This is a genomic window from Bacteroides faecis (assembly GCF_020091505.1).
Classification (GTDB): Bacteria; Bacteroidota; Bacteroidia; order Bacteroidales; family Bacteroidaceae; genus Bacteroides; species Bacteroides faecis.
On sequence record NZ_CP081916.1, the window covers coordinates 2,864,973 to 2,890,927 of the forward strand.

Annotated in this window: 22 protein-coding genes and 1 pseudogene; 14 read left to right on the plus strand and 9 right to left on the minus strand. The window is 43.7% G+C overall.

All coding sequences use genetic code 11. The features are described from left to right. Positions 1 to 89 precede the first annotated feature (89 nt). Complete coding sequence (locus K6V30_RS10975) at positions 90 to 359, minus strand: zinc ribbon domain-containing protein (protein ID WP_010537066.1); 270 nt, start codon at positions 357 to 359, stop codon at positions 90 to 92. Positions 360 to 458: 99 nt separating this feature from the next. After that, entirely contained in the window at positions 459 to 1,190 is a 732-nt protein-coding gene (locus K6V30_RS10980) for an SDR family NAD(P)-dependent oxidoreductase (RefSeq protein ID WP_010537067.1), read from the minus strand. Between the two features lie 227 nt (positions 1,191 to 1,417). Between K6V30_RS10980 and K6V30_RS10985 the strand changes: the two genes are divergently transcribed. Continuing rightward, positions 1,418 to 2,923: a TrkH family potassium uptake protein gene (locus K6V30_RS10985; RefSeq protein WP_010537068.1), complete on the plus strand. Its 1,506-nt coding sequence runs from the start codon at positions 1,418 to 1,420 to the stop codon at positions 2,921 to 2,923. Positions 2,924 to 2,937: 14 nt separating this feature from the next. Here the strand turns inward: K6V30_RS10985 and K6V30_RS10990 are convergent, their stop codons facing one another. Further along, positions 2,938 to 3,243 (minus strand): nitrous oxide-stimulated promoter family protein, encoded by a 306-nt coding sequence (locus K6V30_RS10990; RefSeq protein WP_022302063.1) that lies wholly within the window; start codon positions 3,241 to 3,243, stop codon positions 2,938 to 2,940. 51 nt (positions 3,244 to 3,294) lie between these two features. Between K6V30_RS10990 and K6V30_RS10995 the strand changes: the two genes are divergently transcribed. Beyond that, positions 3,295 to 3,540: a hypothetical protein gene (locus K6V30_RS10995; protein ID WP_010537070.1), complete on the plus strand. Its 246-nt coding sequence runs from the start codon at positions 3,295 to 3,297 to the stop codon at positions 3,538 to 3,540. Positions 3,541 to 3,657: 117 nt separating this feature from the next. Then, positions 3,658 to 5,016, plus strand: a complete 1,359-nt coding sequence (locus tag K6V30_RS11000) for an MATE family efflux transporter (protein ID WP_010537071.1) — start codon at positions 3,658 to 3,660, stop codon at positions 5,014 to 5,016. A 29-nt stretch (positions 5,017 to 5,045) separates the two neighbouring features. On the opposite strand, the gene K6V30_RS11005 is transcribed toward K6V30_RS11000, so the two are convergent. Then, the gene (locus K6V30_RS11005; protein WP_055271235.1) at positions 5,046 to 6,695 is read right to left on the minus strand and encodes an RluA family pseudouridine synthase; all 1,650 of its coding nucleotides are present in this window, start codon (positions 6,693 to 6,695) and stop codon (positions 5,046 to 5,048) included. A 99-nt stretch (positions 6,696 to 6,794) separates the two neighbouring features. Between K6V30_RS11005 and K6V30_RS11010 the strand changes: the two genes are divergently transcribed. Continuing rightward, positions 6,795 to 7,313: an SGNH/GDSL hydrolase family protein gene (locus tag K6V30_RS11010; RefSeq protein ID WP_055271233.1), complete on the plus strand. Its 519-nt coding sequence runs from the start codon at positions 6,795 to 6,797 to the stop codon at positions 7,311 to 7,313. Positions 7,314 to 7,428: 115 nt separating this feature from the next. After that, the gene (locus K6V30_RS11015; RefSeq protein WP_004308264.1) at positions 7,429 to 7,893 is read left to right on the plus strand and encodes a MaoC family dehydratase; all 465 of its coding nucleotides are present in this window, start codon (positions 7,429 to 7,431) and stop codon (positions 7,891 to 7,893) included. Between the two features lie 77 nt (positions 7,894 to 7,970). Here K6V30_RS11015 and K6V30_RS11020 read toward each other — a convergent pair whose 3' ends face one another. Continuing rightward, positions 7,971 to 8,951 carry a linear amide C-N hydrolase gene (locus K6V30_RS11020; RefSeq protein WP_055271231.1) on the minus strand — a complete coding sequence of 327 codons (981 nt, stop codon included), beginning with the start codon at positions 8,949 to 8,951 and terminating at the stop codon, positions 7,971 to 7,973. Positions 8,952 to 9,052: 101 nt separating this feature from the next. Here K6V30_RS11020 and K6V30_RS11025 point away from each other — a divergent pair. Then, positions 9,053 to 9,228: pseudogene (locus K6V30_RS11025) on the plus strand (MarC family protein); the annotation flags it as partial. 29 nt (positions 9,229 to 9,257) lie between these two features. Beyond that, a complete protein-coding gene (locus K6V30_RS11030; protein ID WP_055271228.1) occupies positions 9,258 to 10,802 on the plus strand; it encodes a M20/M25/M40 family metallo-hydrolase in 1,545 nt (514 codons plus the stop codon). On the opposite strand, the gene K6V30_RS11035 is transcribed toward K6V30_RS11030, so the two are convergent. Genes K6V30_RS11035 through bla form a run of 3 tightly spaced genes read right to left on the minus strand, consistent with a single transcriptional unit; the run spans position 10,799 to position 13,614 of the window. Further along, positions 10,799 to 11,323, minus strand: a complete 525-nt coding sequence (locus K6V30_RS11035; RefSeq protein ID WP_010537076.1) for a hypothetical protein — start codon at positions 11,321 to 11,323, stop codon at positions 10,799 to 10,801. The genes K6V30_RS11030 and K6V30_RS11035 overlap by 4 nt on opposite strands. A gap of 33 nt (positions 11,324 to 11,356) precedes the next feature. Continuing rightward, positions 11,357 to 12,730 (minus strand): GNAT family N-acetyltransferase, encoded by a 1,374-nt coding sequence (locus K6V30_RS11040; protein WP_055271226.1) that lies wholly within the window; start codon positions 12,728 to 12,730, stop codon positions 11,357 to 11,359. 2 nt (positions 12,731 to 12,732) lie between these two features. Then, entirely contained in the window at positions 12,733 to 13,614 is an 882-nt protein-coding gene (bla, locus tag K6V30_RS11045) for a class A beta-lactamase, subclass A2 (RefSeq protein WP_055271224.1), read from the minus strand. Positions 13,615 to 13,767: 153 nt separating this feature from the next. Between bla and K6V30_RS11050 the strand changes: the two genes are divergently transcribed. Further along, a complete protein-coding gene (locus K6V30_RS11050; RefSeq protein WP_055271222.1) occupies positions 13,768 to 14,079 on the plus strand; it encodes an SEC-C metal-binding domain-containing protein in 312 nt (103 codons plus the stop codon). 840 nt (positions 14,080 to 14,919) lie between these two features. After that, positions 14,920 to 17,010, plus strand: a complete 2,091-nt coding sequence (locus K6V30_RS11055; protein ID WP_055271220.1) for a BT4734/BF3469 family protein — start codon at positions 14,920 to 14,922, stop codon at positions 17,008 to 17,010. A 181-nt stretch (positions 17,011 to 17,191) separates the two neighbouring features. Here K6V30_RS11055 and K6V30_RS11060 read toward each other — a convergent pair whose 3' ends face one another. Next, a complete protein-coding gene (locus tag K6V30_RS11060; protein WP_022302070.1) occupies positions 17,192 to 17,626 on the minus strand; it encodes a DUF6078 family protein in 435 nt (144 codons plus the stop codon). A gap of 182 nt (positions 17,627 to 17,808) precedes the next feature. Between K6V30_RS11060 and K6V30_RS11065 the strand changes: the two genes are divergently transcribed. The 5 genes from K6V30_RS11065 to K6V30_RS11085 are packed head-to-tail and all read left to right on the plus strand — an operon-like array spanning position 17,809 to position 25,905. Beyond that, positions 17,809 to 19,005 (plus strand): hypothetical protein, encoded by a 1,197-nt coding sequence (locus K6V30_RS11065; RefSeq protein ID WP_010537082.1) that lies wholly within the window; start codon positions 17,809 to 17,811, stop codon positions 19,003 to 19,005. 30 nt (positions 19,006 to 19,035) lie between these two features. Beyond that, the gene (locus K6V30_RS11070; RefSeq protein WP_029425381.1) at positions 19,036 to 19,587 is read left to right on the plus strand and encodes a condensin complex protein MksE; all 552 of its coding nucleotides are present in this window, start codon (positions 19,036 to 19,038) and stop codon (positions 19,585 to 19,587) included. Continuing rightward, positions 19,571 to 23,233, plus strand: coding sequence for an ATP-binding protein (locus K6V30_RS11075; protein ID WP_055271219.1), 3,663 nt, complete (start codon positions 19,571 to 19,573; stop codon positions 23,231 to 23,233). Before K6V30_RS11070 ends, K6V30_RS11075 begins: the two co-directional genes overlap by 17 nt. A gap of 3 nt (positions 23,234 to 23,236) precedes the next feature. Then, positions 23,237 to 24,106, plus strand: a complete 870-nt coding sequence (locus K6V30_RS11080) for a DUF7281 domain-containing protein (protein WP_029425382.1) — start codon at positions 23,237 to 23,239, stop codon at positions 24,104 to 24,106. Continuing rightward, positions 24,103 to 25,905 (plus strand): SWIM zinc finger family protein, encoded by a 1,803-nt coding sequence (locus tag K6V30_RS11085; RefSeq protein WP_055271217.1) that lies wholly within the window; start codon positions 24,103 to 24,105, stop codon positions 25,903 to 25,905. The genes K6V30_RS11080 and K6V30_RS11085 overlap by 4 nt, the downstream gene beginning before the upstream one ends. Positions 25,906 to 25,955: the final 50 nt, after the last annotated feature.

Sequence of the window (25,955 nt, forward strand, 5' to 3'; positions counted from 1 at the left end):
AACGAAAAGTTATTTTCTCTTTGTGGCAATGGATATTGGTAACAAAGAAACGTTTGGAAGAAGAACTTTCGGGTCAGTCCCTTTTTAGTTTATAGTTTCCATCTTTTAAGTTGAGGGAAGAACTCTTTCATCGTTACCCGCGCCTCATCTATCGTGTACTTCACTTCCGAATCCTTATTAAACTCATCAAGGTAGTTCAGGTTGAGCTCAATCATTTCATCCATGGTACATTCTTTGGTAAACTGCCCGTTTGCATAGCAATAATGGCAATACTCTTGATTTTTACTGCCATCGGCTTCTGTTCCGAATGTAGACTCATCTATCGGCATAGCACAACTCTGACAAATTTTCTGTTCCATCTTTTATTTATTTAAGTGATTAAAAGTATGATAAATAACTCTCTTTTATCTGCTTACAAATATAGTTGCTTTTCATCGGTATTCGGTTATCCAATCTTGCTATTTTGTTTTTACCGGCATCCGTTTCCATATCCATCGGGGAATCATTCGCCAGAAGAATACGAGTATGCGGTAGCGTCCGTCGATGATGGCTACCCGCTGTTTCCGATGAAGTGCACGGACAATGTGACGGGCAGTTTGACCGGCTTTCATCAGCATCGGGTAATGCTTTCCGTCATTCAGTAAGTCGGTAGCTACAAATCCCGGTCGGATATCGGTGAAGTGAATGTTTAACTTTTGCAGATGGGCAAGTTGTTCAAGAGCATCGATGTAAGTGTTCTGAAAACGCTTTGTGGCAGAGTAGGCAGGGGCAACTCCCAATCCTTTGGTACCGGCAATCGAACTGATGACAGCCAGATGTCCGCCTCCGTTGTGCTTAAAATAGGAAAATGCGGTATCCACCATCCGTGTGAAACCTTCGACATTGGTACGTGCAGTATTCAACTCGATTTCCATATTCAAGTTCATATTCTGGAAACCGATGCCGGAGCTGAGAAGGAATAAGTCCATGCCGCCTAACTGATGAATAAGCGCATCCAGCTTTCCGGCACTGTCTTCCTGAGTGACATCCAGCGCCTGAACTTTTATCCGCTCCGGTGCGATTTGCCGGAAATCATCAAGAGCTGACTGGCGCCTGCCCGCTATTCCGATTTGCCATCCTTCGGATAAAAGGCATTTGGCAACTTCTTTCCCGATACCGGAGGTAGCACCTATGATAATGGCTCGTTTCATTTTTTTGGAACAAAGATAATCAAATCTTTCTATTTTGAAAGGGAACTTTCCATTTTGAAAGTCCTCCTTTTCATTTTGATAGGAAACCTTTCCATTTTGGTAGGGTGGAGGCTTTATGCTTTTTCAAAGTGGAAATAATATTGGGCTGATAGATAGCTGTTTAAAAAGAATGCCGTTGTTTTGGCATACTATTGGCTATGGGAGTCGTGCAGAGTAATTCATGAGTTATGGAAGAGTATATATCAGATAATAGTGTGTATGCACGTGCCAAAAGCAATAGTATGATCAATCCGAAGATGATAGGGCGAGTGCTTGGGGCATTGCTTTTTATTGAGCTGGGAATGTTTCTTTTGTGCGCCGGTATTTCGTTGGGATACGGAGAGGATGACTATAAGTATTTTCTTTATACTTGTGTGATTAATGCCGTAGCAGGTGGATTGCTGTTACTTTACGGACGGGGAGCGGAGAACCGGATGAGTCGCCGGGACGGGTATTGCGTGGTAACTCTTTCATGGTTATTCTTTACGGTTTTCGGGATGCTGCCTTTCTATTTTAGTGGAAGCATTGATACCATTACCAATGCTTTCTTCGAAACGATGTCCGGATTCACCACCACAGGAGCTACAATACTCGATGATATCGAATCTCTTTCGCATGGAATGCTTTTCTGGCGTAGCCTCACGCAATGGATCGGCGGGTTGGGGATTGTCTTTTTTACGATTGCCATTCTTCCTATCTTTACTACGGGCGGAGTACAGCTTTTTTCTGCTGAGACTACCGGAGTAACTCATGACCGCACACATCCGAAAATTAATGTAATGGCCAAATGGCTGTGGACTATCTACCTGATATTGACTGTCTCGGAAACCATTCTGCTGATGTTCGGAGGAATGGACTTGTTCGATGCCATTTGTCAATCATTTGCTACTACTGCGACCGGAGGGTATTCTACCAAACAAAACAGTATTTCTTACTGGAATTCTCCGTATATAGAGTATGTGGTTGCTATCTTCATGATTATTTCGAGCATTAATTTTTCTTTATTCCTGATGTGTCTGAAAGGGAAAGTGAGCCGTTTGTTTAAGGATGAAGAAACGCATTGGTTTCTGGCATCTGTCGGGATATTGACACTGCTGATCACTTTGGCACTGGTATTTCAGAATAATTATGGTTGGGAACTGGCTTTTCGTAAATCATTGTTTCAGGTAGCTACGGTACATACTTCCTGCGGTTTTGCCACGGATGATTATAATTTGTGGCCCCCTTTTACATGGTTATTGTTATTTATAGCGATGCTTTCGGGAGGTTGTACAGGTTCTACCAGTGGAGGTATCAAGAATATGCGCCTGTTGATTGTGGCTCGTTCCATCCGAAATGAATTCAAGCATCTGCTTCATCCCAATGCGGTACTTCCGGTGCGGATTAACAAACAGACGGTATCTCCGTCCATTGTAACGACCGTATTACTGTTCTTTGCTTTTTACCTGATTATTGTTTTGATAGGCTGGGCGATTCTCTTGTTTTTAGGAGTAGGTTTCTCTGAATCAGTCAGTACGGTAATTTCCAGCATCGGTAACGTGGGACCGGGATTGGGTGGCTGTGGCCCGGCATATTCATGGAACTCTCTGCCGGACTTGGCCAAATGGGTTCTTTCTTTCCTGATGTTGATAGGCAGACTGGAACTTTTTAGTGTGCTGTTACTTTTCTATCCGGGATTCTGGAAAAATCATTAGGATAAATTTACCGGTCAGGAGAATAAGTGGCGTATCGCTTCCATCGGAGCATAGAGCAACATTCTGGGACCGGAGAACCGCATAACCTCCCGCATCCGTTCGCGCATAGCAGGCTTGTAGCAATGTACGGAACATTTCTTGCACGAACTTTTCTTCTCTCCGAAGGGACAGTGATCAAGACGGGCATGTGCATAGCGGAGCAGTTCTTCGCACTCCGGACAAAGAGTTGCATTCTTCTCTTTCTTCCGGCAATAGAGACGAATCATGATCTCTACTGTTCTCTTTTCCTGAGTAATACGTGGCTTTTTATCAGTTTCCATAGGGCAAAGATAATAAACGGATTGCATATTCTGCAAATAACTTCAAGAGGAATGGTTGTTGTTGCTGGAAACTATGCGTATCTTTGCGGCATGAGAAAGTTATTATGTCCGCAGTGCAAGATTGCTGCCCTATATGTAGTGAATGACCGTAAAGAGCGCCTTTTGGTCTATGTACTCGAAAATGGAGAAGTCGTGCCTAAAGATCCGGCAGCTTCTACCGATGGTTTTGATATGACGGAGGTCTATTGTTTGGGCTGTTCCTGGCATGGTTCGCCGAAAAGACTGGTGAAGAGATAGGAGATTTCCGCCATTTCGTCTTTTTTTGACTTATGTCAATAAAAAGAGGGCATAGGTTTAGAATCTCTCAACCGGATTTTTCAGTATCTTTGCAGCCAATTTTTAGGACATAGACGTATGGCAACTTCTAAAGAGATGACGGCAGGGCCGGCATTACCTCTGATTTTTAATTTCACTCTGCCGCTTTTGTTCGGCAATCTGTTGCAGCAAACGTATTCGCTTGTTGATGCTGCAATCGTTGGAAAGTTTTTGGGAATTAATGCGTTAGCTTCTGTCGGAGCCAGCACATCAGTCGTTTTCCTTATTCTGGGTTTCTGCAACGGATGTTGCGGAGGATTCGGTATCCCCGTAGCTCAGAAGTTCGGGGCAAGAGATTATAGTACGATGCGTAGCTACGTCTCTGTCAGTCTGCAACTCGCAGTTGTGATGTCTGTGGTTATTGCTATTCTGACTAGTATTTATTGCGCGGATATCCTGAAGATGATGCGTACACCGGAGAATATTTTTGAAGGGGCGTACGCTTATCTGCTTGTTACTTTTATCGGGATACCTTGTACGTTCTTCTACAACCTGTTGTCGAGTATCATCCGTGCTTTGGGGGATAGCAAGACACCTTTTTATTTTCTGGTGTTGGCTACGATACTCAATATCATTCTCGATTTATTCTGTATTCTGGTATTAGACTGGGGAGTGATGGGAGCTGCCATTGCTACGGTATTTTCGCAGGGAGTTTCCGCTTTACTTTGCTATATTTATATGTACCGGAAGTTTGACATCCTGCGCGGCACACCGAAAGAGCGGAAATATCAGTCTAAACTGGCGAAAACGTTACTTTCCATTGGTGTTCCCATGGGATTGCAATTCTCCATTACGGCTATCGGAAGTATCATGCTTCAGAGTGCAAACAATGCGCTGGGTACGGCATGTGTGGCGGCATTTACTTCTGCCATGCGCATCAAGATGTTCTTCCTCTGTCCATTGGAGAGTTTGGGTATGGCTATGGCTACCTTTAGCGGCCAGAACTACGGTGCCGGAAAGCCTGAACGTATCTGGTCGGGGATTAAAGCCAGTACGCTGATGATGGTTGTCTATACAGCCGTGACTTTCCTGATCCTGATGGTGGGAGCCAAGTCTTTTGCTCTGATTTTTGTAGACCCTTCGGAAGTTGAGATTCTGGAGAAAACAGAACTTTTCCTGCATATATCAGTCTCTTTCTTTCCGATGCTTGGATTACTCTGTATCCTGCGATATACTATTCAGGGAGTAGGCTACACCAATCTTGCCATGTTTTCCGGAGTGTCGGAAATGATTGCACGTATTCTTGTCAGTATTTGTGCCGTACCGGCTTTTGGCTTTATAGCCGTCTGTTTCGGTGATCCGATGGCATGGGTAGCAGCTGATTTGTTTCTGATACCTGCATTTATTTACGTCTATCGCAGGTTGAAACGGCAGGTGCTGACAAGTGCCGTTTCATAATTAAAAGAAAACAGCCGAAGAAAATATTCTTAGAATTCCGCCTCCTTCTGTATGCAGATAATATCTCCGTAAACGGGATGGCGGAATTCGAGATATTCGGCATGGAGATAGAGCCTGTCCGCCTTTTTTCCGTAGAGTTCATCGCCCAGAATGGGGCAGTTCAACCCTTGATGATGGGCGGCATGTACCCGTAGTTGGTGGGTACGTCCTGTTAATGGATAAAAGGCGATGCGTATGTACTTATCGGAATAGTTCAGAATCCGGTATTCGGTAACAGCCGGCTTGCCGTATTCTTCACTGACCATTTGGCGGGGGCGGTCGAGCGGATTGAGGCAAAGGGGAAGATTGATGGTTCCTGTTTCTTCCGGTAATCCATTCTGTTCGCTCCTGTCCAGTAAGGCTACATAACGCTTTTTGATACTGCGATTCATGAACTGTTCCTGCAGATGTTGATGAACTTCCTTAGTCTTGGCGACCAGTAATAATCCGGAAGTTGCCATGTCCAGCCGATGTACGATCATTGGCCCTGTAGCTTCCGGATATCTGGCTTTTACACGGTGATAGACGGAATCTGTCTCCTCTTCCTTGCCGGGAACGGATAACATGCCGGATGGTTTGTTGACCACCACCAGCCATTCATCTTCAAATACAATCTCTAATTCTTCTTTCTTGTGGGCATTGGCCGAGAGTGGATTCTCATCTACCTTCAATCCTTGCAGCATGTGTTGTAGAATCGGTTCACATTTTCCTTTACACGAAGGATAATAATAACCATGATGCCGGACTTCCGTCTTCGGAGAGTTTCCCCACCAGAATTCTGCCATTGCCAATGGCTTTAGTTGATGAAGGTAAGCATATTGCAGCAATTTAGGCAGGGCACATTCTCCTGCTCCGGCAGGGGGAGTTTTGTGCACGGTTTGCTCAAAGATAGTATACAAGTCTTTTATTTCTCCTCTTGCATTCAGCATGCGGAACTGTTCGAACAATTTTTGTTGTAAAGCTGCCGAGCGTTTCTTCCGTTCGGTCTTCAGTTTATCTGTTTCCGTTTCAAAAGTGGCGATCTCCTTTTCCAGAGTTTTGATCCGTTCTTTCCATCCCCGTTCCAATCGTTTGAATTCCGCTTTCTGATATTGACTTTCGCGAATAAGAATGGCCTGTTCTTCTTCTGACAGGGCAGGGGATGAGTTGCGGCGAAGTTTTCTTTCTTCTTTGGCTGCCTTTAGTTTTTCTTTGGCTTGAGTCAGTTCCAGATTGGCTTGCTCTGTTTCTGCATTCAGCTTTTCTTTTAAATGCAGATAATGAGGGTTAACTTCCAATTCACTGATACGGGCATTAATAGCAGAAATCTGTTCTTCTTCTATTTTGAAGAATCCTTGTGGTTGCAACAAATCATATACAGGAGGTACGAAGTACGGATGCAGGTTCTTTCCTGCCAGATTGCCCGAAAAGGCAGCGAGATAGCCAATTGGAGAAGGTTCCTCCTCTTGGGGTTGTACTATGAGTACTCCGAACATTTTGCCGGGAGCCAATTCCTCTTGCCACTCCTTTTGTGTCGAAATATATGCTTTGACTTCTTCAGCCGCTAATACGCATAGCGGATGAGGAGTATAGTTGAAAGGATATGTAAACCTTTCCGGTAGTGCAATATGGGAAACCGGTTGGTCGAAAAAATGTATCATTGATTCGTCATAACAGAATTATGGATACAAAAATAAGGTAAATCTACGAAATATTGTTCTATATTTGTTCTGTAATTGGAACGAATATAGAACAATAAGATGGAAGACAGACCCAAATTTGCATTCGTAGGTAACAGTCACATGGCATTCTGGGCACTGAATATTTATTTTCCTCAATGGGAATGTATGAATTACGGTGCTCCCGGAGAAGGTTTGGCATATGTCGAATCCTTTTCGGTGGATACTTCCGATTGTTATGTGGTAGTCCAGTTCGGTACCAATGACATTTACCGGTTGAACGATGAAAATGCAGATGAATATGTGGAACGCTATGTGAAGGCTGTTCTTGCCATTCCTTCTCTGAAAACTTATCTCTTTTGTATTTTTCCCCGCAACGATTATGATGATTATAGTACGGCAGTAAACAAGTTTATCCGTATGCTTAATCAGAAGATACATGCCAGACTGGAAGGAACGGAAATTGTCTGTCTGGATGTGTTCGACCGTTTACTTCAGCACGGGCGATTGAATCCCGGGCTGACAATTGACGATTTACATCTGAATGGTAAAGGATACAGCATACTGAGCGATGCACTAAAAAAGGCAGTCAACGGATAAAGCATTTTCTTGTATTTTGTTTTTGCATTTGTGCGGTAAATAGACGGCATATCATTTATTTTTCCTATTTTTGCCCTCATAATTATATGTAGAACCCCCATAAAATGATGAGACTATGGAGAAAGTTATTATCAACTCGTATGAAGAATTTGAAAAGTTAGTAGGTCAACAGATAGGTGTATCCGATTATGTCGAACTCTCTCAGGAACGCATCAACCTTTTCGCAGATGCAACACTGGACCATCAATGGATTCACGTAGATACAGAACGTGCTAAAGTGGATAGTCCTTATCATAGCACAATTGCTCACGGATATCTGACATTGTCTATGCTTCCTTACTTGTGGAATCAGATTATTCAGGTAAATAATCTGAAAATGATGATTAACTACGGTATGGATAAGATGAAATTCGGTCAGGCTGTGCTGTCCGGACAAAGTATTCGTCTGGTGACTACTTTGCACTCACTGACTAACTTGCGTGGTGTGGCAAAAGCAGAAATCAAGTTTGCTATTGAAATCAAAGACCAGCCCAAAAAAGCGCTGGAAGGAATCGCAGTGTTCCTGTATTACTTCAATTAATATTTAGTAATATAATGCGGGAGACTGTTTTCATTTGATTAATGAAGACAACCTCCCGTATTCGCTTCTTATTTTTCTCACCCTCTCACTCCCATAAACTTAAACGGTTGCGCCGGTTTGAATTCTTTGCTCGTATTACCATGATAAGTTTCTCCGTTGGAAATAGACAATTTAAGTACCGGAGCACCTTCTGACAAATCCATTTCCCGCAGATTCACCCAGAAAGTATTGGGTGTCAGACTTGATTCGAAGAAGTACATCAGGTCTTTGCTTTCCGATACCGTTCTCCATTGTGTCGTCGAAATCTCCGGATTTTCGGGAGTAGATATGCCGTACGGGACCGATGCGTTGCGGACAACACTGAATACGCTTGCCACAGCGATCCTCACATCATCCGTTTCAGGCAGTGCGTTTACGTAAAAGCTGGCTCTGGCAAAGCGGTCTGACGGGCGGTTGGTTCCGGGCAGAAAGCTCAATCCACCTATTGATTTCCAATATTCGTTAAGGGCCAGCTGTTTGTTGTAAGTGGGGGAGTTGGTCATTACTTTATATTCCTTGCTGTGATAGACAGTCAGTTTTCCGTCTGTATATTCGAATATGGCACAGTCACCTGTTGCATCGGAAACTGATAAATGCAGGGTCGCCAGACGGGAACCATCCGGCATCATGTCCGATACTACCTGAAAAGTATCCTCGTCAATGAATGCGACAGCCTCGTCTACAGTGGCGAAGTTATCCAGCATATACTGTACCCATGCTGTAATGGCAAGTCCCGGCTTGCTTTTATCTCTTGCCGGATATTTAGCTTCAGGCAACCACAACAGATTGGCGACCAGTCCTTTCTCATTCATTCCGTCCGTACTGGCTATTTCAAAAGCGGAAGTCACCACACTGCCATATTTAGAGACCCATTTCAAGGAGTTTTCTCCCGTCTCTCCATTTCTTTCCATACCTCTGGGAAACACCCAAAGATTACTATGCATATCTGTCTTCCAGTCCATAGACCGACCGGTTGCCACCATTCCATTTGTTCCCGAATAAACAACTCTTGTGCACATAATTATAATTTTCAGTTAAGGGTTTATGATAAGTTACTTTGGTATCAGAACAATAAGATTCCATTTATGTTTTACATATATACGGATATTGAATAAGGTATCTTTGCATGCCCGCTATCCTGTATGTATTCCTTTCGCAGGGGCAGAGGATTATTCAGAGACTGGGACCGGCAGGCAATCAGATCATAAATAGACTCGTTGCTTTTTTACGTTCTGTATTGGTATACAGATTTCCGTGACAGGCATTTCCCATATATTCCATCTGAATATACTGTGATGCGGATGAATATTATAAAACGTTGAGATATGAAAATGAAAAAGATTTTAGCAGCTTTATTCATCCTGTTGCTTATACTTATTCTGGTTTTGGTAGTACGGACCGTAACCTATAAGTTTGGTAAAGTGACCAGGAATGTGGATGATAAAGAATTGGTGAACACAGCTCCTTCGGAGCAATCCGTGCGTCGTTTTGTCGGAGGAATACGAATCCCGACAATCAGTAATGAAGTGTATGAAGAGACTGATTTCAAGCCTTTCGATGAATTTATGAAGTACCTGGCCGATTCTTATCCGGAGGTATATAGGGTGATGGATGCAGATACCATTAATACATATGGGCTGGTGTTTCATTGGAAAGGCAGGAACAGTGATCTGAAACCGATATTATTCTTGTCCCATTACGATGTGGTTCCGGTAGTCGGATATGATCCGTCTACGGCGACTGTTGCAGATACGGTTTTCCGGTTTCACGACAAACCGTTGCCTCCCATCGGGACTTATTCGGAGAAGTGGGATTATCCTCCCTTCTCGGGAGCTGTTGCAGGCGGACGCATATACGGTCGTGGAACACTTGACATGAAATGTATGCTCTTCTCGCTGATGGAGGGAGCGGATAACCTGATAGCCGAAGGCTTCCAACCGGAAAGAGATATCTGGTTTGCTTTCGGGCAAGACGAGGAAGTGAGCGGACGTCAGGGAGCTTTCAATATAGCCGGTTATTTTAAGCAGAAAGGGCTGCGCTTCAGTGCGGTTTATGACGAAGGAGGCATCATTGCAGCTCCCGGTTCGGCAATAGAATCCATACAAGAACCGTTGGCATTGGTGGGAGTGGGAGAAAAAGGCTTTCTGACCTTGCGCCTTACGATAAAAGGGATGGGAGGTCATTCTTCGATGCCACCTTCAAAGAGTTCTCTGGTGTATGCTGCAGAAATCATAGAGAAGCTGAACGACAACCAGTTCCCGGCAGAAATCATTTCTCCCATAGCTGCATTTTTCGATAATGTAGGAGGGGAAATGGGATTCTTTTCGCGGATGGCGATAGCCAATCAATGGCTGCTCGAACCGTTACTGCTGAAGACTATGGAAAAATCTCCCGCCTCCAATGCGCTGGTACGCACCACAACCGCCATCACGATGGCTAAAGGCAGCGATGCGGCCAATGTATTGGCTTCGGAAGCTGAGGTTACTGTAAACTTCCGCATTTTGCCCGGTGAATCGGTTGCCGGGGTGATAGAGCATGTGAAGAAGTTGTGTGAAGGCTACGATGTTGCCATCCATGTGGTATCGGAACGTGAGCCTTCAAGCATTTCTCCTGAAAACGTTAGAGGTTTCGGGATTATCAAGGAAGAGATGGCAAAAATATATCCCGCAGCTATCGTTACCTCTTATATTACGATCGGGGGTACCGATTCCTACAAATATCAGACGGTGAGCGATGACATCTACCGTTTCTTGCCTATTTGTCTGAACCAGTACGAGCAGCGTACGATACATAACGAAAATGAGTATATATCCCTTGAGAATTTCGGGAAGATGCAATGGTATTTTAAGGAACTGATGAAGAATTATTAGTTCTTCTTTGCCTTGATTGCCTTCAACGTATTTTTGCGCACAGAGCGGATAGCGGGAACCAGTAATTCGGGTTCCATGATTTCCAGCATTGTGCGCAATTCTTGTTGAAGCTCCGGGATGGAACGGGTCAGTTGGTAGGCAAGTTTGATGCAAAGTGACTGCACTCCGGGCGGTTCCTGCCGGGATACCATACGCTCTATGCAGAAATCCAGCAAGTCCACCCGTGGAGGGTCGGCTAGCGGTTGCTGACATAGCAGGTTCAGGAGCATTCTTCGTTTTCCTGAATGCGGGCAGGTAAGCGCTGCGTCAATCAATTCATTTTGTTTCCCGCTCAGCCATTCTACTTCCGGTTTCGAGAAATGGGTACAAACCCACAGTGCCTGGTAAGAGACGATGCTGTCCTCATCATATATCAGCCGGTAGATTTCTTCTCTGAGGCGTTCGTCGTCTTGTATGTAATGAAGTATCTCTCTGATATTCTCGATGTGTACACGTTCGGATAGTCTTGCACGCAGGTTCATATGGCTCTCATTTTTGGGGGGAATGAGTTGTTTTTACTTGTTGCCGTTCTCTGCTTCCGGCAGTTGCAGATGGAGAATCGGATAAGGCTTGCCCATACCGTCTGTTTCATCTCGGCCTATGATCCGGAATCCCATGCGGAGATAAAATCCGAGCGCTTTGTCGTTCTGCTCGTTTACGTCTACTTTATTCATCTGTTTTCTCCGGGTGGCGTATTCCAGCAATCGTCTGCCATATCCTTTTCCCTGTTCGCCGGGGCTTACGAACAGCATTTCGATGAGTTCGTCGCTCAGTCCCATAAAGGCGACAATCTTTCCATTGGCATTGCGGATGATATACAGTTCTACAGCCGATAAGTAGTGGTTGCGTACCAATGGTTTGTAGAATTGGATATGCTCTTCCGTGAGGAAGTGATGCGTATGGCGTACGGAATCTTCCCATACTTGCAGAATCTCGTCGTAGTCTTCCGGAGCCGGTCGGCATATATTAGGCAGATAATAGCACAGGTGATCGTATATATTTCCGTTGTAGGTAAGTTCCGCCTGATGCAGTACGCCTTCACAGATAAAGCCGTTGCGTTCCAATACTTGCTGAGACCGCTTGTTGTGCGGATAACAGTTGGCGGTGATGAGGCTGAGCTGAAGTTCGTTGAAACCATAGTTAAGCACAGCTTGTACCGCTTCCGTCATATATCCTTTTCCCCAGTGAGCCTCGTCGAGCCAGTATCCCAGCATACGTACTTGCGGGTTCTCCCGCTTCGGGTCGGGGACGATGCCGATGGAGCCGATGAGCTGTCGGGTGTCTTTCAGTGTTATAGCCCAGATATCCTCCTGACCGATAAACACATTCTGAAGGATTTCACGCGATTCTTCTATCGATTTATGGGGAGCCCATCCGGCATTATTGCCCAGATTCGGATTCTGGCAACAAGCGAAGAATGTTTCTGCATCATTTTCCCGGAAAGGCCGGATGAGTAAGCGTTCCGTTTCAAACGAACAATCATCCTGTGGTTCGTCTGCCTGCGGGGGGCATACGCATTCTATCCGGTTACCGTCAGGATCAAGAACTACACTTTCGAAATAACCATCTCCCGAAGTACGTGGCTCGCCTGCTATGGGGTATCCCTCGGAACGCATTTGTTCTGTGAAGCGGAGCACCTCTTCCCGGTTGGGAAAGGTGAAGGCAAGATGCGTCAGCCCAAGACGGTTCTCTTCTATCGGAGTATTCTGTACGTCTGTCCGGCTCATCAATTCCAGAGAAGGCCCTTCTCCGAAAGAGACGAAATAGGACTCGAATCCCTTCTTCGGATTGATGTATTTTTCATTACTCGTTCCACCCAGAAAACGGACATAGAAATCTTTTAATTCTTCCAGACGAAAAGTCCAGATAGCGATATGATGTAGTTTCATGCCTATTTTAATATTATATATTCATAGACTATGCGGGAAATGTCCGCGATAATCTTACTGTTTTCCTGATTGTTTTCCGCAGAGTCTTTCACGAAAACGGCTATGCTGTAAGCGTGTCCGTCGGGCAGGAGGACGAAGCCGATATCATTGCAGGCTACCTGTTGTTCTTTGTCATTCCGGTCGCCTGTTCCTGTCTTGTGGCCGATTGTTACTTTTTTGTCCAGCAATGGGGCAACCAGTCGGTCTTGTCCGGTCTGGCATTCTGTCATGGTCTGATAGATGAAGTCTTTGTATTCTTGCGGGAATAGTGCTTCTTTACGGAATATTTCCAGGAGTCTGGCGGCAGCCAGAGGCGTAGTCCAGTTTTGATAACACAGACTTTCGTCCTGATGCATTTCGTTTTCTGTGCAGACAATGGCGCAGTCGGTAACGCCTAAAGAATGGATGTACTGGTTTACCGCATCTACTCCTCCCTGATACTGAAACAGAATATCACAAGCATTGTTGTCACTTTGTTGCAGGGTGTATTTCAATAAATCCGCAATGTCTATATTGAATCCTCCCTGTGGGAAACTGTCCCGTAGCGGGCTGTAAGTATCGGGTTTTAAGTCCTCTTTCTTTATGGTCAGTTCAAAGTTCAATGACTGTTGCTGCTTTCCCATATAATCAGCCAATGCCAACGCCTGATGAAATTTGAACACACTCATCAATGGATAATGAATGTCATTGTTGACAGTTACCGTATCTTTTCCATCGATAATAACGGCAATGCCGATTTCAGCTTTTTTGCCTTTGATAGCTTGTTTGAGTTGGTCCTCAAGAGAAAAATTCTGTGCACAGATAATAGTGGGGATCAGACAGAGAAGCAGGATGAATGAGCGCATACTAATTTTTTCATTAATTGGTTTGTATTTGGGTCTTAAGAGTCACAAAGATATAAATACTAATTTTATCAGCAAATCCTTACCCGTAAATAGTAATCCTATATTAAGAATTATCTATTTTTGTCGGTAAAACAAGACACGAAGGTTCGTTCTATGCAAGAACTTCAGGAAGTGGTTGGAATAGCTGTAAACTATTGTAATTATTGTCCCTGTTGGTTCTTGAAAGGTCACCCGTCCACCGAAGCATCTGCTTTACTTGGTAGGGGTGAATCGGTGAAAACTCTTCCTCGTATCGTTGCCGGACCAGCGATGAAAGCAGCAGGCATGGATATCACTCCTGAAATGCAAACAATGGTTGATGGTATGTTTTATGATACATTCTCCGGAACGAAAATCGGGCGGAATGATCCTTGCCCTTGCGGGAGCGGAAAGAAATATAAGAAATGTTGCGGCAGGGATAACTGAAAAGAGGCTGTTCGTCGAGATGCTATGTCGGCATAGGCGGACTGTTCTTTGAAAGATTGTGTTGGAGATTGGAGGAAAATGATAGGGCAAAACCAATCAAGGAAATCCTGATACTTCCCGTCATCGAATAAGTGAACGGTCTGAAATGAATCATTCGTATAAGATTTTTGGTATCCTTGTTGGCTTGGTATGGTAAAGTTCTTACCTTTTAGCAAAAAGAGATATGGAGCATTCAAGTTTGACAGCTAGATATCAGTGAAATTTGAATCCGTCTGTCTATCACTCCCTATAAATTAAAAAGAAGAATATATTTGTCATCTGTCACCGATTTTACTATAACTATCAGATTATAAATACTTAATGATGTGACAGCAGTAGGTGACAGCACTGTGATGGCAATTATGCTGTCACCCTTGTATTGGTGATTCGGGTTATGTTTTGAAGTCGTTGATTTCATCACGGTGTGTAACTATCTTTTCTACTGTAAGAAACAGTTTGTTTTGCAGTTTGAAACTAAAGTTCCAAATGCTTGAAACCATAGTTCCAAACGCTTGAAACTAATGATTCCAAGCTGTTGGAACTAAAGTTTCAAGCCTTTGAAACTATGGTTTCTCTTCGCTGAAACTATGGTTTCAAGGTGAGGGAACTAATTTAGTTGTCTTATCCTATCATGCTCCGGCTTAGGTTGCTTCTTTGGTGTCTTCTCTTTTCTATGAGGCTGACTAAAAAGTCGGTTGTATATTAAACTTTCGTTTTTTCTTGTCGGTCCCGGATATAATGAGTAATTTAGCAGTCTCAACGACACGAAGACGCTGACACAAACAACCTATTACTATATAAATGAAAATTACCCAATTCCGTAGAAATGGAGATGCAACAGCGCTCAGCGTAATGGATCTTGAAAAACTGGTAAACAAAGTAAAAACAGAAATAAAATCCCGCCCGGTTTCCATTTTCAGGGAAGGATTAAAGTATATGCTTCCTGATGATCGGTGTATGTTTGCCGACAAGCTTCCTGAGATAATTCCTGCCGCAGAATTTAGAAAAGTAAACGGGCAGAAGCAGATGAAAGCGTACAATGGCATTGTTGAACTGACTGTCGGTCCCCTGTCCAATAAATCGGAGATAGCTCTGGTGAAACAAAAAGCGAGTGAACAACCGCAGACCCGCTGTGCTTTTATGGGTTCGAGTGGAAAAACGGTGAAGATATGGACCACCTTTACCCGTCCGGATAACTCACTGCCCAAGACACGGGAAGAGGCGGAACTGTTTCACGCTCACGCCTATCGGCTGGCCGTGAAATGTTATCAGCCCCAAATCCCGTTTGATATACTTCCCAAAGAGCCGACTTTGGAGCAATATTCGCGATTATCTTATGATCCGGATATTATGTATCGTCCGAATTCCGTGCAATTTTATCTCTCGCAGCCGACAGTGATGCCCGAAGAAACGACTTTTCGGGAGGCAGTGCAGGCGGAGAAGTCTCCGTTGACTCGTGCCGTGCCGGGATATGATGCGGAAAATGCCTTTTTGATGCTTTTTGAAGCTGCTTTTCGGAAAGCTTATACAGATCTTAGCGAAGCAGGCCTCCAGTTACGGGAAGATAAATGGCAACCATTGGTCGTACAATTGGCCAGAAATTGTTTTGCTTCGGGATTGCCTCAGGAAGAAGTCGTGAAACGTACCGTTTTTCATTTCTATATGTATAAACAGGAAGTGCTGATCCGGGAGATGATTGGCAACGTATATCTCGAATGTAAAGGTTTCGGCAAGAATATCAGTTTGAGCAAAGAGCAGCAGTTGGCCTTGCAGACCGAAGAATTCATGAAACGCCGTTATGAGTTTCGCTATAACACACAAATCGCCGAGGTGGAATATCGGGAAAGGCTTTCTTTTCGTTTTCGTTTCAATCCTCTCGACAAACGGGCGCTGAACAGCATTGCTCTGGATGCACAAATGGAGGGTATTCCGTTGTGGGACAGGGACATCAGTCGTTATATCTATTCAAATCGCGTGCCTGTATTCAATCCGTTGGAGGATTTTCTTTATCGACTTCCCGGATGGGACGGTAAAGACCGTATCCGTGAACTGGCAGCCACTGTGCCTTGCCGGAATCCGTATTGGACAGACTTGTTTCACCGCTGGTTTCTCAATATGGTTTCTCATTGGAGAGGGTATGATAAGAAATACGCGAACAGTGTTTCGCCATTACTGGTCGGGGCGCAAGGGACGCGAAAATCTACCTTCTGCCGGAGTATAATGCCGCCTTCGGAACGTTCCTATTATACTGACAGCATTGATTTCTCGCGAAAGAAAGATGCGGAACTTTATCTCAATCGTTTTGCGCTCATCAATATTGATGAGTTTGATCAGGTCAGTTCGACACAACAAGGCTTCTTGAAACATATTCTGCAAAAGCCTGTGGTAAATATGCGGAAACCTCATGCCAATGCCGTGCTCGAAATGCGGCGGTATGCTTCATTTATCGCTACGAGTAATCAAAAAGACCTGTTGACCGATCCTTCCGGTAGCCGTCGTTTTATCTGTATCGAAGTGACGGGAGTGATTGACACGAATCGTCCGATAGATTATGAGCAGCTTTACGCGCAAGCCATGTATGAATTGGAACATGGCGAACGCTATTGGTTCGATCAGGAGGATGAAAAGATTATGATGGAAAACAATCGTGAATTTGAGCAGGTTCCTCCGGAAGAACAGTTGTTTTTCCGTTATTTTCGTGCTGCACAGCCTGAAGAAGGGGAGTGGTTGTCTCCGGCGGAGATTATGGAGGATATTCAGAGAAATAGTTCGATACCGATGTCCGTTAAAAGGGTTAATTCATTTGGAAGAATACTGAAAAAGCAGGAAATCCCCTCCAAGCATGTACGTAGCGGTACGCTTTACCATGTCGTCAAGTTAGTGGCCGGGTAGCGGGAACAAGTACCGTAAGTGTGGTCTGGCGATATAACCTCATGTGATACTGCAAAGATACTTGGCTGTAGTTGATTGTGACGGCAAGAGTGCCGTCACAATGCAATCACCTCCTGCTGTCACGGGCTGATTCGTTCATAATTAGTCTGTTATGCCCTTTGGGGTGACAGATGACAGCAATTTACCATATATATTCTTCTGTGTAGCGTTGGTAAGTAGGTTCTTCTTTTATTCCTTTATTACGAAACAATTGTTTTATATAAGCTTGATCTTTGGGCATAAGGCCTCGTTCTCCACGATAGAGCCGGTAATATCCTGTTTTCCCATAGTGTCCGACCAACTGTGATCGGATACTGACTGCATCTTCATAAGGAATCCTGTCAAGCAATCGTTTAAGTCCCCATGTTACATGGACTTTTACAGCCGTTTTAAAACATTCGCATTGATTCCCGTCTGCAGGATAGCGTGCCGGATTAACGTTGGTGATATAAAGATAGTCGGCTCCGTTATTTTGTGCAGCTATGTGGCGTAGGCATTTGGAAGCTTGTGGGCATTGGTCGTTGAAGCAACGGGCAAAATTGTAAGGGACAGACAGGCTGTCGGGTTCTTCTTTCATTAGTATACTTTGTTTTATTTATGATAGCAAGGGATACAAGTTTTGTATTCCCTACAAATGTAAGGCTTTCTTTCAAGAATGAGAAGCAAACGTACATATAAATCAAATATTTTTATGTACGTTTGCATTAGAAACAATACTGTGAACCGGTATATATGTGAATCTGATAAGACAAAACCGACATGAGCACTTTTCGTTCCATAGAAGAATTGGTCAAGAGTCTTGATCGGGAAAAAGAACTCCTGAAAGAAATGTTTGCCAAGCGGAAATCTCTTTCGTTTCGCTACGATTATGCACTCGAAATGACCGAGTACAAAGAAGAACGTATCCGCTATCTGATAGATTATGGAGTGATTCGGGATACAGGCGACTTTCTGGAGATGGAGGATATCTATCTGAAATTCTTTGAAGATGTACTCGAAGTCAATGAAGAAATCAATGTCTCTTTCGTGCAGGATTATCTCACGCGGTTGAATGAAAACATCGATTATTACTTGAAGGAGAACAATGAACAGCGTAAATACAACTATCAGCGGGAAGTGAAACGCTGCCTGAAGAACATCGCCCTTACCACCGTCCGCAATGTGATGGACCTGAAAAGGAACATGGACAACACCTACAAGAATGAACCTAATTACCGGATCAAAAAGACCAAACTTTTTCGGTTGGACGAGAAACGGAATAATATCGCCCTGCTGATTCGCAAGAGCGAAGAACTGATAGACTACGGACAGCCTACTTTTTTCCGGGTGGCGATGGATGTACAGATGCGGAATGTGGTGAGCGACGTGAAACTGCAACTGAATGATTCGTATCATAATCTGATTGAAATACAAAAACAAATCATACATTACCTGAATCTGATTGATTATCAGAACCGTATTCTGGAGAAAGTGAAGAAACTGAAATATCTGAAAGATCAGTTTCTGTTGGAAGAACATACCGATATCCGCCAAGTAGTAGCGCAAAAGAATCCTGTTTGGATGGAGCCTCAGGTGGGCTATCGCATCAAACTTTCCATTGATAATCTGCGAACCTCTGATGAGGCTTTTCAACTGATGAAGAAGCTGGCAGCCCGACAAAAGAACTCTTCACGGGGGATGAAGCAACTGGCGGATGCTATTCCGGAGGAATATCTGGACGGTCAGTCGCAAACGATAGATAGTGTAAATCTGCAGGAAGTGCATAATGCCTTTATGGCTTCCAGTGCCCATCTGTTCTATTTTGTGATGAACTATCGCTTCCGGAAGGAAGTGACCCGTGGTGAGAAACTAATCTTTTTCTGCCAACTGGCTTCGCAGTATGCCGATGAACTTCACTTTACGGATACTTACGAAACTTCCGGTGAAGTGGAGTACCCTCTGATTTATTCCAGATGATGAATATTGAATATGAAATAACGAATGACCATGAAATATACCGAAGAAATATTTAATATACTTAGCAAAGGAGGTTTCATCTCTTCCAACAGTGTTTCTACACAAGTGAAACGCCTGTATGACGCCATAGAGGAAGACTTGCCCGATTATTATGATTACTATAAAGGCATCGGATTCTATCTTGAAGGAGGCGATGGCTATTATTATTTTGTCCGCAAAGAAACGAAAGTTGACTTGGAACGCAAATTGGAAGCTGCCCAAAAGTGGATTGATTATCTGAGCTTCCTGAAAACGTACCATTCGGCGTTCGGACCGGGCTTTCTGTTTCGGGCCGCCGATATTGAAATTCAGATAGGATGCGATATCGAGCTGAAAGAAAAGGCTGTCAAGCTTTTTGCGGATAAGAAGAAGTTTGATGAAGTGGTGGCCAAGCTGCTGAAGGAATTGGAAAACATGGGACTGATAGAGAAGGAGAATGAACTTGACGGGACCTATAAGGTGTTGACCGCTTTTCATTATATAGAAGATTTGATTGATTGTATCACTATTTCGGAGGAAGTGCAAAATGAGATACCTGAGTAAAATTGTTTTTCTGAACAGTGCCCATATTCCGTATGCAGAGGTGAAGCTGGATGGAAATGTGCATTTTATCGGTACGCAAGGAGTGGGGAAGAGTACGCTGCTTCGTGCTCTGCTCTTTTTTTACAATGCCGATAAGTTGAAACTCGGCATCCCGAAAGAGAAGAAAAGTTTCGATGCTTTCTACTTCCCATATGGTAACTCCTACATTATATATGAGGTGATGCGTGAAAACGGTGCTTATTGTGTGGTAGCCGCCAAGTCGCAGGGCAGAGTCTATTTCCGGTTTGTGGACGCGCCTTTTCAGCGGGATTGGTTTATTGACGGGCGCAATGCGGTATATGCCGAATGGGGGCGTGTCCGTGAACATATAGGCCCAAAGATTCAGACGACTGCGCAGGTGACGAGCTATGAGATGTATCGTGATATTATCTTTGGTAATAATCGTAAACAGGAAATGATACCCTTCCGGAAGTTTGCTATCGTGGAAAGTGCCAAATATCAAAATATTCCACGTACCATTCAGAATGTTTTTCTGAATTCCAAGTTGGATGCAGACTTTATAAAAGATACTATTATCCGTTCGATGAGCGACGAGGATATCTCTGTTGATCTGGATTTTTATCGTAGTCAGATTAAGGAGTTCGAGCAGGAATACAGGGATGTGATGTTGTGGTTCGAGAAAAATAAGAATGGCGAGGTGCCTGTCCGGAAAATGGCGGGGAAAGTGATGAATGCTTATCGGGACTTGATTTATACACATAAACAGATTGACGAAGGACGTGCCGAACTGAACTTTGCGGAAAAGCGGGCTTTGCATGATATTCCGCAGGTGAAAGAGGACATTGCCCGGAAGGAGACGGAACGGGAACGCTTGTTGCGGCTTATGGGAGAATTACAGCAGAAGTATACCAAAGAACGTGACGGATTGATTACGGATATCGGTGTGATCAATGATTTGCTGAAACAGATACGTGATAAACGCTTGCATTATGAACGGTTACAGATAGACGAGATTGTACGGCGGGTGGCTCGTGAGGAAATCTTGAATCAGGAACTGGAACAGGTTCGGAGGATGAAGTCGGAACTGACAAGGGCGTATGAGGATGTGATAGGGAAATATCGTTTACTGTCCGATAATCTGGAGGCTGACTTCCGTACATTTGAGAATACTCAGCAGGCACGAATCTTTGCCCGGAAATCGGAGATTGCGGTGAAGCAAGAGGAACTGATGCAGCTGGTCCGCAAGGAAGAGGAAAAAATAAGAACGGTGCAGGAGGAGAAGATTCAGACGGTGGATAATCGTATGCAGCAGTTGCGTGACGAACAAGCACAGTGGAATCTGAAACTTCAGAAAGTAAGATACGAACGTCCTCATCAGAAAGAGATGGAAGATTGCGAGGAGGGTATCAATGAATTGCGAAAGAAAGACAAGGAACTGGAACTCGGCATTCGTCAGCAGCAAGCGGATATCAACCGATTGAGGCAGGAATGCGAGTGGAAAGTAAAAGAACTGAAGTGGGAGTTTCAGACGAAAGCGGAAGATATACGAAAAGAGAGAAGAGTCGTTGAAGAACAGCTTCAGGTGTTGGATGCGTTGATTGAGAAGCGGAAAGGTTCTTTGTGCGAATGGCTGGAACAGAATAAACCGGGTTGGCAGGAGACGATAGGTAAAGTGGCGGATGAAGAGTCGGTATTGTACAGCCATGAACTGCATCCTCAACTGGCGAAAGAGGAAACTACGTTGTTCGGAGTTTCCCTTAATTTGTCGGTTATCGATCGTTCGGTCCGTACCCCCGAAGAGATGAAACGGGAACGTGACGGGCGGCAAGCGGCATGGCAACTTTGTACGGGTCGTCTGAAAAGACTGACGGAGGAAGAGAGTGAGGCTGTTTCTTCATTGGAGAAAAAATATGCGAAACAGATACGTGTCATTCTGGAAGAACAACATCTGAGAGAAGCCGAACGGATGCAGATACCTGCCAAACTGAAAAACTTGCAGGCGGATCATGCTTCATGGAAAACAAAGGAAGAGGAGTGGAAGCGAAGCAGGACGGAGGAGTTCCGGGCGAAACTGGAGGAGACGGCTCATCGGATATATGTGCTGACGGAGGAAAAGAAGAAAGTACTGGCCGAGCGTGAGAGTAAATTGAAAGTCTGCCAGAAAATATATAAAGACGCTAAAGCGGAGTTACAGAATGAACAGGAGCTGTTTGTTGCAGGTGTACAACAGGAAATTGACAGTCGAAAGCTGCAAACCCGGGAACGGAAGAATGAACTGAAACAAGCGCAAGAGAATGAATTGAACGGAAGAGGAGCTGATACGACTACGATCCGGAAGTATGACGATCGGCTTGCTGAAATCCGGAAGGAGTTGGATTATATTCATGAATACCGTCCGCAGGTGCTTTATTATGAAAGAGATAAGGCGGAACTTTTTGATAAAGAACCGGCTACGAGAAACCGGAAAAAAGAACTGGATGCGAAACTTGATGCAGTAGACGAACGTTTTGCCTTGAAAAAGGAGAAGTTGCAGATACAGATAAAAGGCATGGAGGAGATTCTGGACCGGATTCGGAAGGAACTGCGTCTATTGGAGGATGGACTGAATAAAGTGGATATGTTTCGCAAAGACGAAACCTTTTGTCCGCCTGATATGGCGGAGGTAGGTGAGAAGCCTACCCGGAAAGGTTGCGATGTGATCGTTGAAGAATTGAAATCCCTTATCGTATCCACCATCAGGAAGACGGAAGATTTTAAGAAAGTGGTGACACAGTTCAACGGAAACTTCTCGGCCAAGAATACATTCCATTTCCGTACTGAACTGATCGGAGAACAGGATTATTATGACTTTGCTTCGAATCTGTGTGAATTTGTAGATAATGATAAAATCTCTGAATATCAGAAACATATCAGTGAACGGTATACGGACATTATTCGTCGGATATCAAAAGAGGTGGGCGACTTGACACGCAATGAGAGCGAGATACATAAAACGATTCAGGCTATCAATGATGATTTTGTGGAACGTAATTTTGCGGGAGTGATTAAAGAAATAGCTCTCCGAGCGTTGCAAAGTAGTGATAAACTGATGCAATTATTGTTGGAAATCAAGCGGTTTAATGATGAAAATCAGCATAACATGGGGAAAGTGGATTTATTTTCGCAAACTTCCCGTGAAGATGTGAATGCCACGGCAGTGCGCTATCTGTTATCGTTTATGAAATATTTACTTGATGAGCCGGGACGTAAACGGCTGGCATTGGCAGATACATTCAAATTGGAATTTCGTGTGAAAGAGAATGATAATGATACGGGCTGGGTGGAAAAGATTGCGAATGTGGGCTCCGACGGCACGGATATTCTGGTGAAGGCAATGGTGAATATCATGTTGATTAATGTGTTTAAGGAGAAGGCGTCACGCAAGTTCGGTGATTTCAAAATTCATTGCATGATGGATGAAATCGGCAAGCTGCATCCTAATAATGTGAAGGGTATTCTGGACTTTGCCAATTGCCGGAATATTCTGTTGGTGAACAGTTCGCCCACTACTTATAATGTGGAGGACTATCGGTATACTTATTTACTGAGTAAAGACGGCCATTCGAATACGCAGGTGGTTCCGTTACTGACTTATAATCAGAAATAGACAATGATAGGTGAATTTAATGTAACAAAGGCTCGCAAATTGTTGAGATTGCTAAATGGGGAGTCCATCCCTTTTTCCAGCTTTGTGTGCGAAGTATCTCTTCGATTAGAAACAGAAGGATTCTTAGCTGTCGTGTCACACGGTAGAAATAGGACTTTTCGGATGCTTGATCCTGAAGGATGTCGCATTTATATGGCGCAGCATTATACATCCGGTATGAGTCTGGAAGACTGGATCGAAATAAAGACTCGTGAGAAGGAAGTGGCACGCTCGGAACAAGTGGCAAAGGGGGCTAACTCTAAACTTAGGCATACCCGTGCGTTTAAAGGTTTCCCTCTTAATTGTTACGAGCCGATAGAAGCTGTTTTTCATGAGGAACCTTACTTGCTTTCTCCGGCACGAGGTACTTGCATATTCATGCAAGATTACGAATCCTTTCGTATTCCCGAGGATGTAGTGGTGGTCGGCATGGAGAACGGAGAGAATTTCCGGTATATCCGTGCCCAGAAGTATTTATTTGAAGGGATGAAAGTACTCTTTGTATCTCGTTATCCCCAATCGAAAGATCTATGCGCTTGGTTAAAGATGATTCCCAACCGTTATATTCATTTCGGAGATTTTGATTTGGCGGGAGTGTCTATATTCTTATCGGAGTTCTATTCGGAATTGGGCGAACGGGCGGAGTTTTATATTCCTGCTGATGTGGAACAGCGGCTTCAAAATGGGAATCACGTACTGTATGATGTTCAGTATTCGCGGTATAGATATATGGAGGTGGCAGATGAGCGCTTGAAACCGTTGGTTGAGATGATACATAAGTATAGGCGAGGGTATGAACAGGAAGGTTATATTAAAGAGCAGGATAATATATGATTACATTAGATAATTTTGAGGCCATAGTGCCGTTTAAGATATTAATGCGTGGCCAAGAATATTATGAACTGGGTGCAGTATCTGATTTGGAAGAGGCTTCGTCCGGCGAATGGACTGCAACCGTTGACGGTACCCGTAGTTATACTGTGGAAATATCTCTGGAAGGAGACAAAGTAGACTCATGGTACTGTGATTGTCCGTATGACGGGGGAATCTGTAAGCATGTGGTAGCAACATTATTCGCTATTCGTGATAATAGTGAGAAGGTGAGTCGCAGTGTCTTTTCGAAAATGTCGGTATTGGAGGATGATGGAGATGAAGAAATGGATGTGGAGGAATCTGTAGATTTGGAACGGATAGAGGATACAGTCCTGTATAGTCCGGTTGATGTGGATATACAGCAATGTCTTTCTTTTATTAAGCCTCAGGAACTTTCACGGTTTATATGTGAATATGCTTCTACGAATCAGGAATTTAAAACAGCCCTGTTGGACCGGTTTATTACGAAAGAATTGTCAAAGACTTCCAAAGATAAAGATTACAGAAAAGAAATTCAAAAGATATTTGAGAACTCCTTTCAGAGTAAGAAATCGCGCTATCATAATCGTTATGATGACTTTAGCCGTGATTGGGAAACTGTTTTCAGTCAATTGGATACTTTTTTGGAGAAAGCAGATTTCTTCTTGAAGTTGGAGAGTTTGGACGATACGATTGCTATAGCTCTTCAGACACTTCGTTCGATAGGAGAAAATTATGATGATGAACTATTATATGATGATGATATATCCGCTTCAGACTATTGTGAACAGGCAGGAGATTTGATACTGAAAGTGGTTCGACATCCGAAAACCACTCAGCAACAAAAGACCGGGATATTGCAAGAGCTTTGCCAAATTGCCGGGATATCGATTTATCATGATTATGATATCTATGATGTAGATGATCTTATGATGCAAATCAATCTCTCCATCCAATCTGCGGATAAGGCTCTGGAATTGATAGACAAGCTTCTCGAAGAGAGAAAAGATTCTTATGATTTGTATCAATTGGTTCTTCGTAAGGTCGATATGTTGCTGGGGCAGAAAGAGCAGGAAAAAGCGGATGATACGATTCGCCAATATCTGTATTTATCTGAAATAAGAGAAATGGAGGTTAAGAAATTGATGGAGCGTGAACAGTATGACGAGGCTGTCCGATTGTTGGATGAAGGGATAGAACTTTCGAAAAAAGAAGAATATGACGGAACTACAGGTAAATGGTTAAAGCTTAAATTGAAGATTTTTGAGAGGACGAATCGCACTTCTGAAGTCATTGATACGTGTCGCCTATTGTTTATATCCGGTAGAGAGCAGTTGGAATATTATCATAAACTGAAGACGCTGATCCCGAAGGAGCAATGGAAAGTTTTTTTGGACGAGATGATGAAAGAGGTACCGTTTAATGGCTATTTTTCTTTTGACAGAAATGTAGAGGCCGAAATTTATGTGGAAGAAAAAGAGGATGAACGTTTATTCCATTTGTTGTCATCTGCCGGTTTTGGGCAGCTGGAAGCATTGATGCAGTATGCTCATCATCTGAAAAACAGTCATTCGGAGCAATTGATTGACATGTATATTTCTATATTGATTGATTATGCCGAACGGAATATAGGACGGAAATATTATGAGCAGATTGCGCGGGCATTGCTTTGTATGCAAGAACTTAATGGAGGAAAGGTTGCTGTAAAACAATTGGTTGAAGACTTTAGGACGATATATAAGCGTCGGTCGGCAATGATGGAAGAGTTGAGGAGGTTCTAGTAATTTTATCTTCATCTTATCTATCTCTTTATCTATATCACTATCTTTGC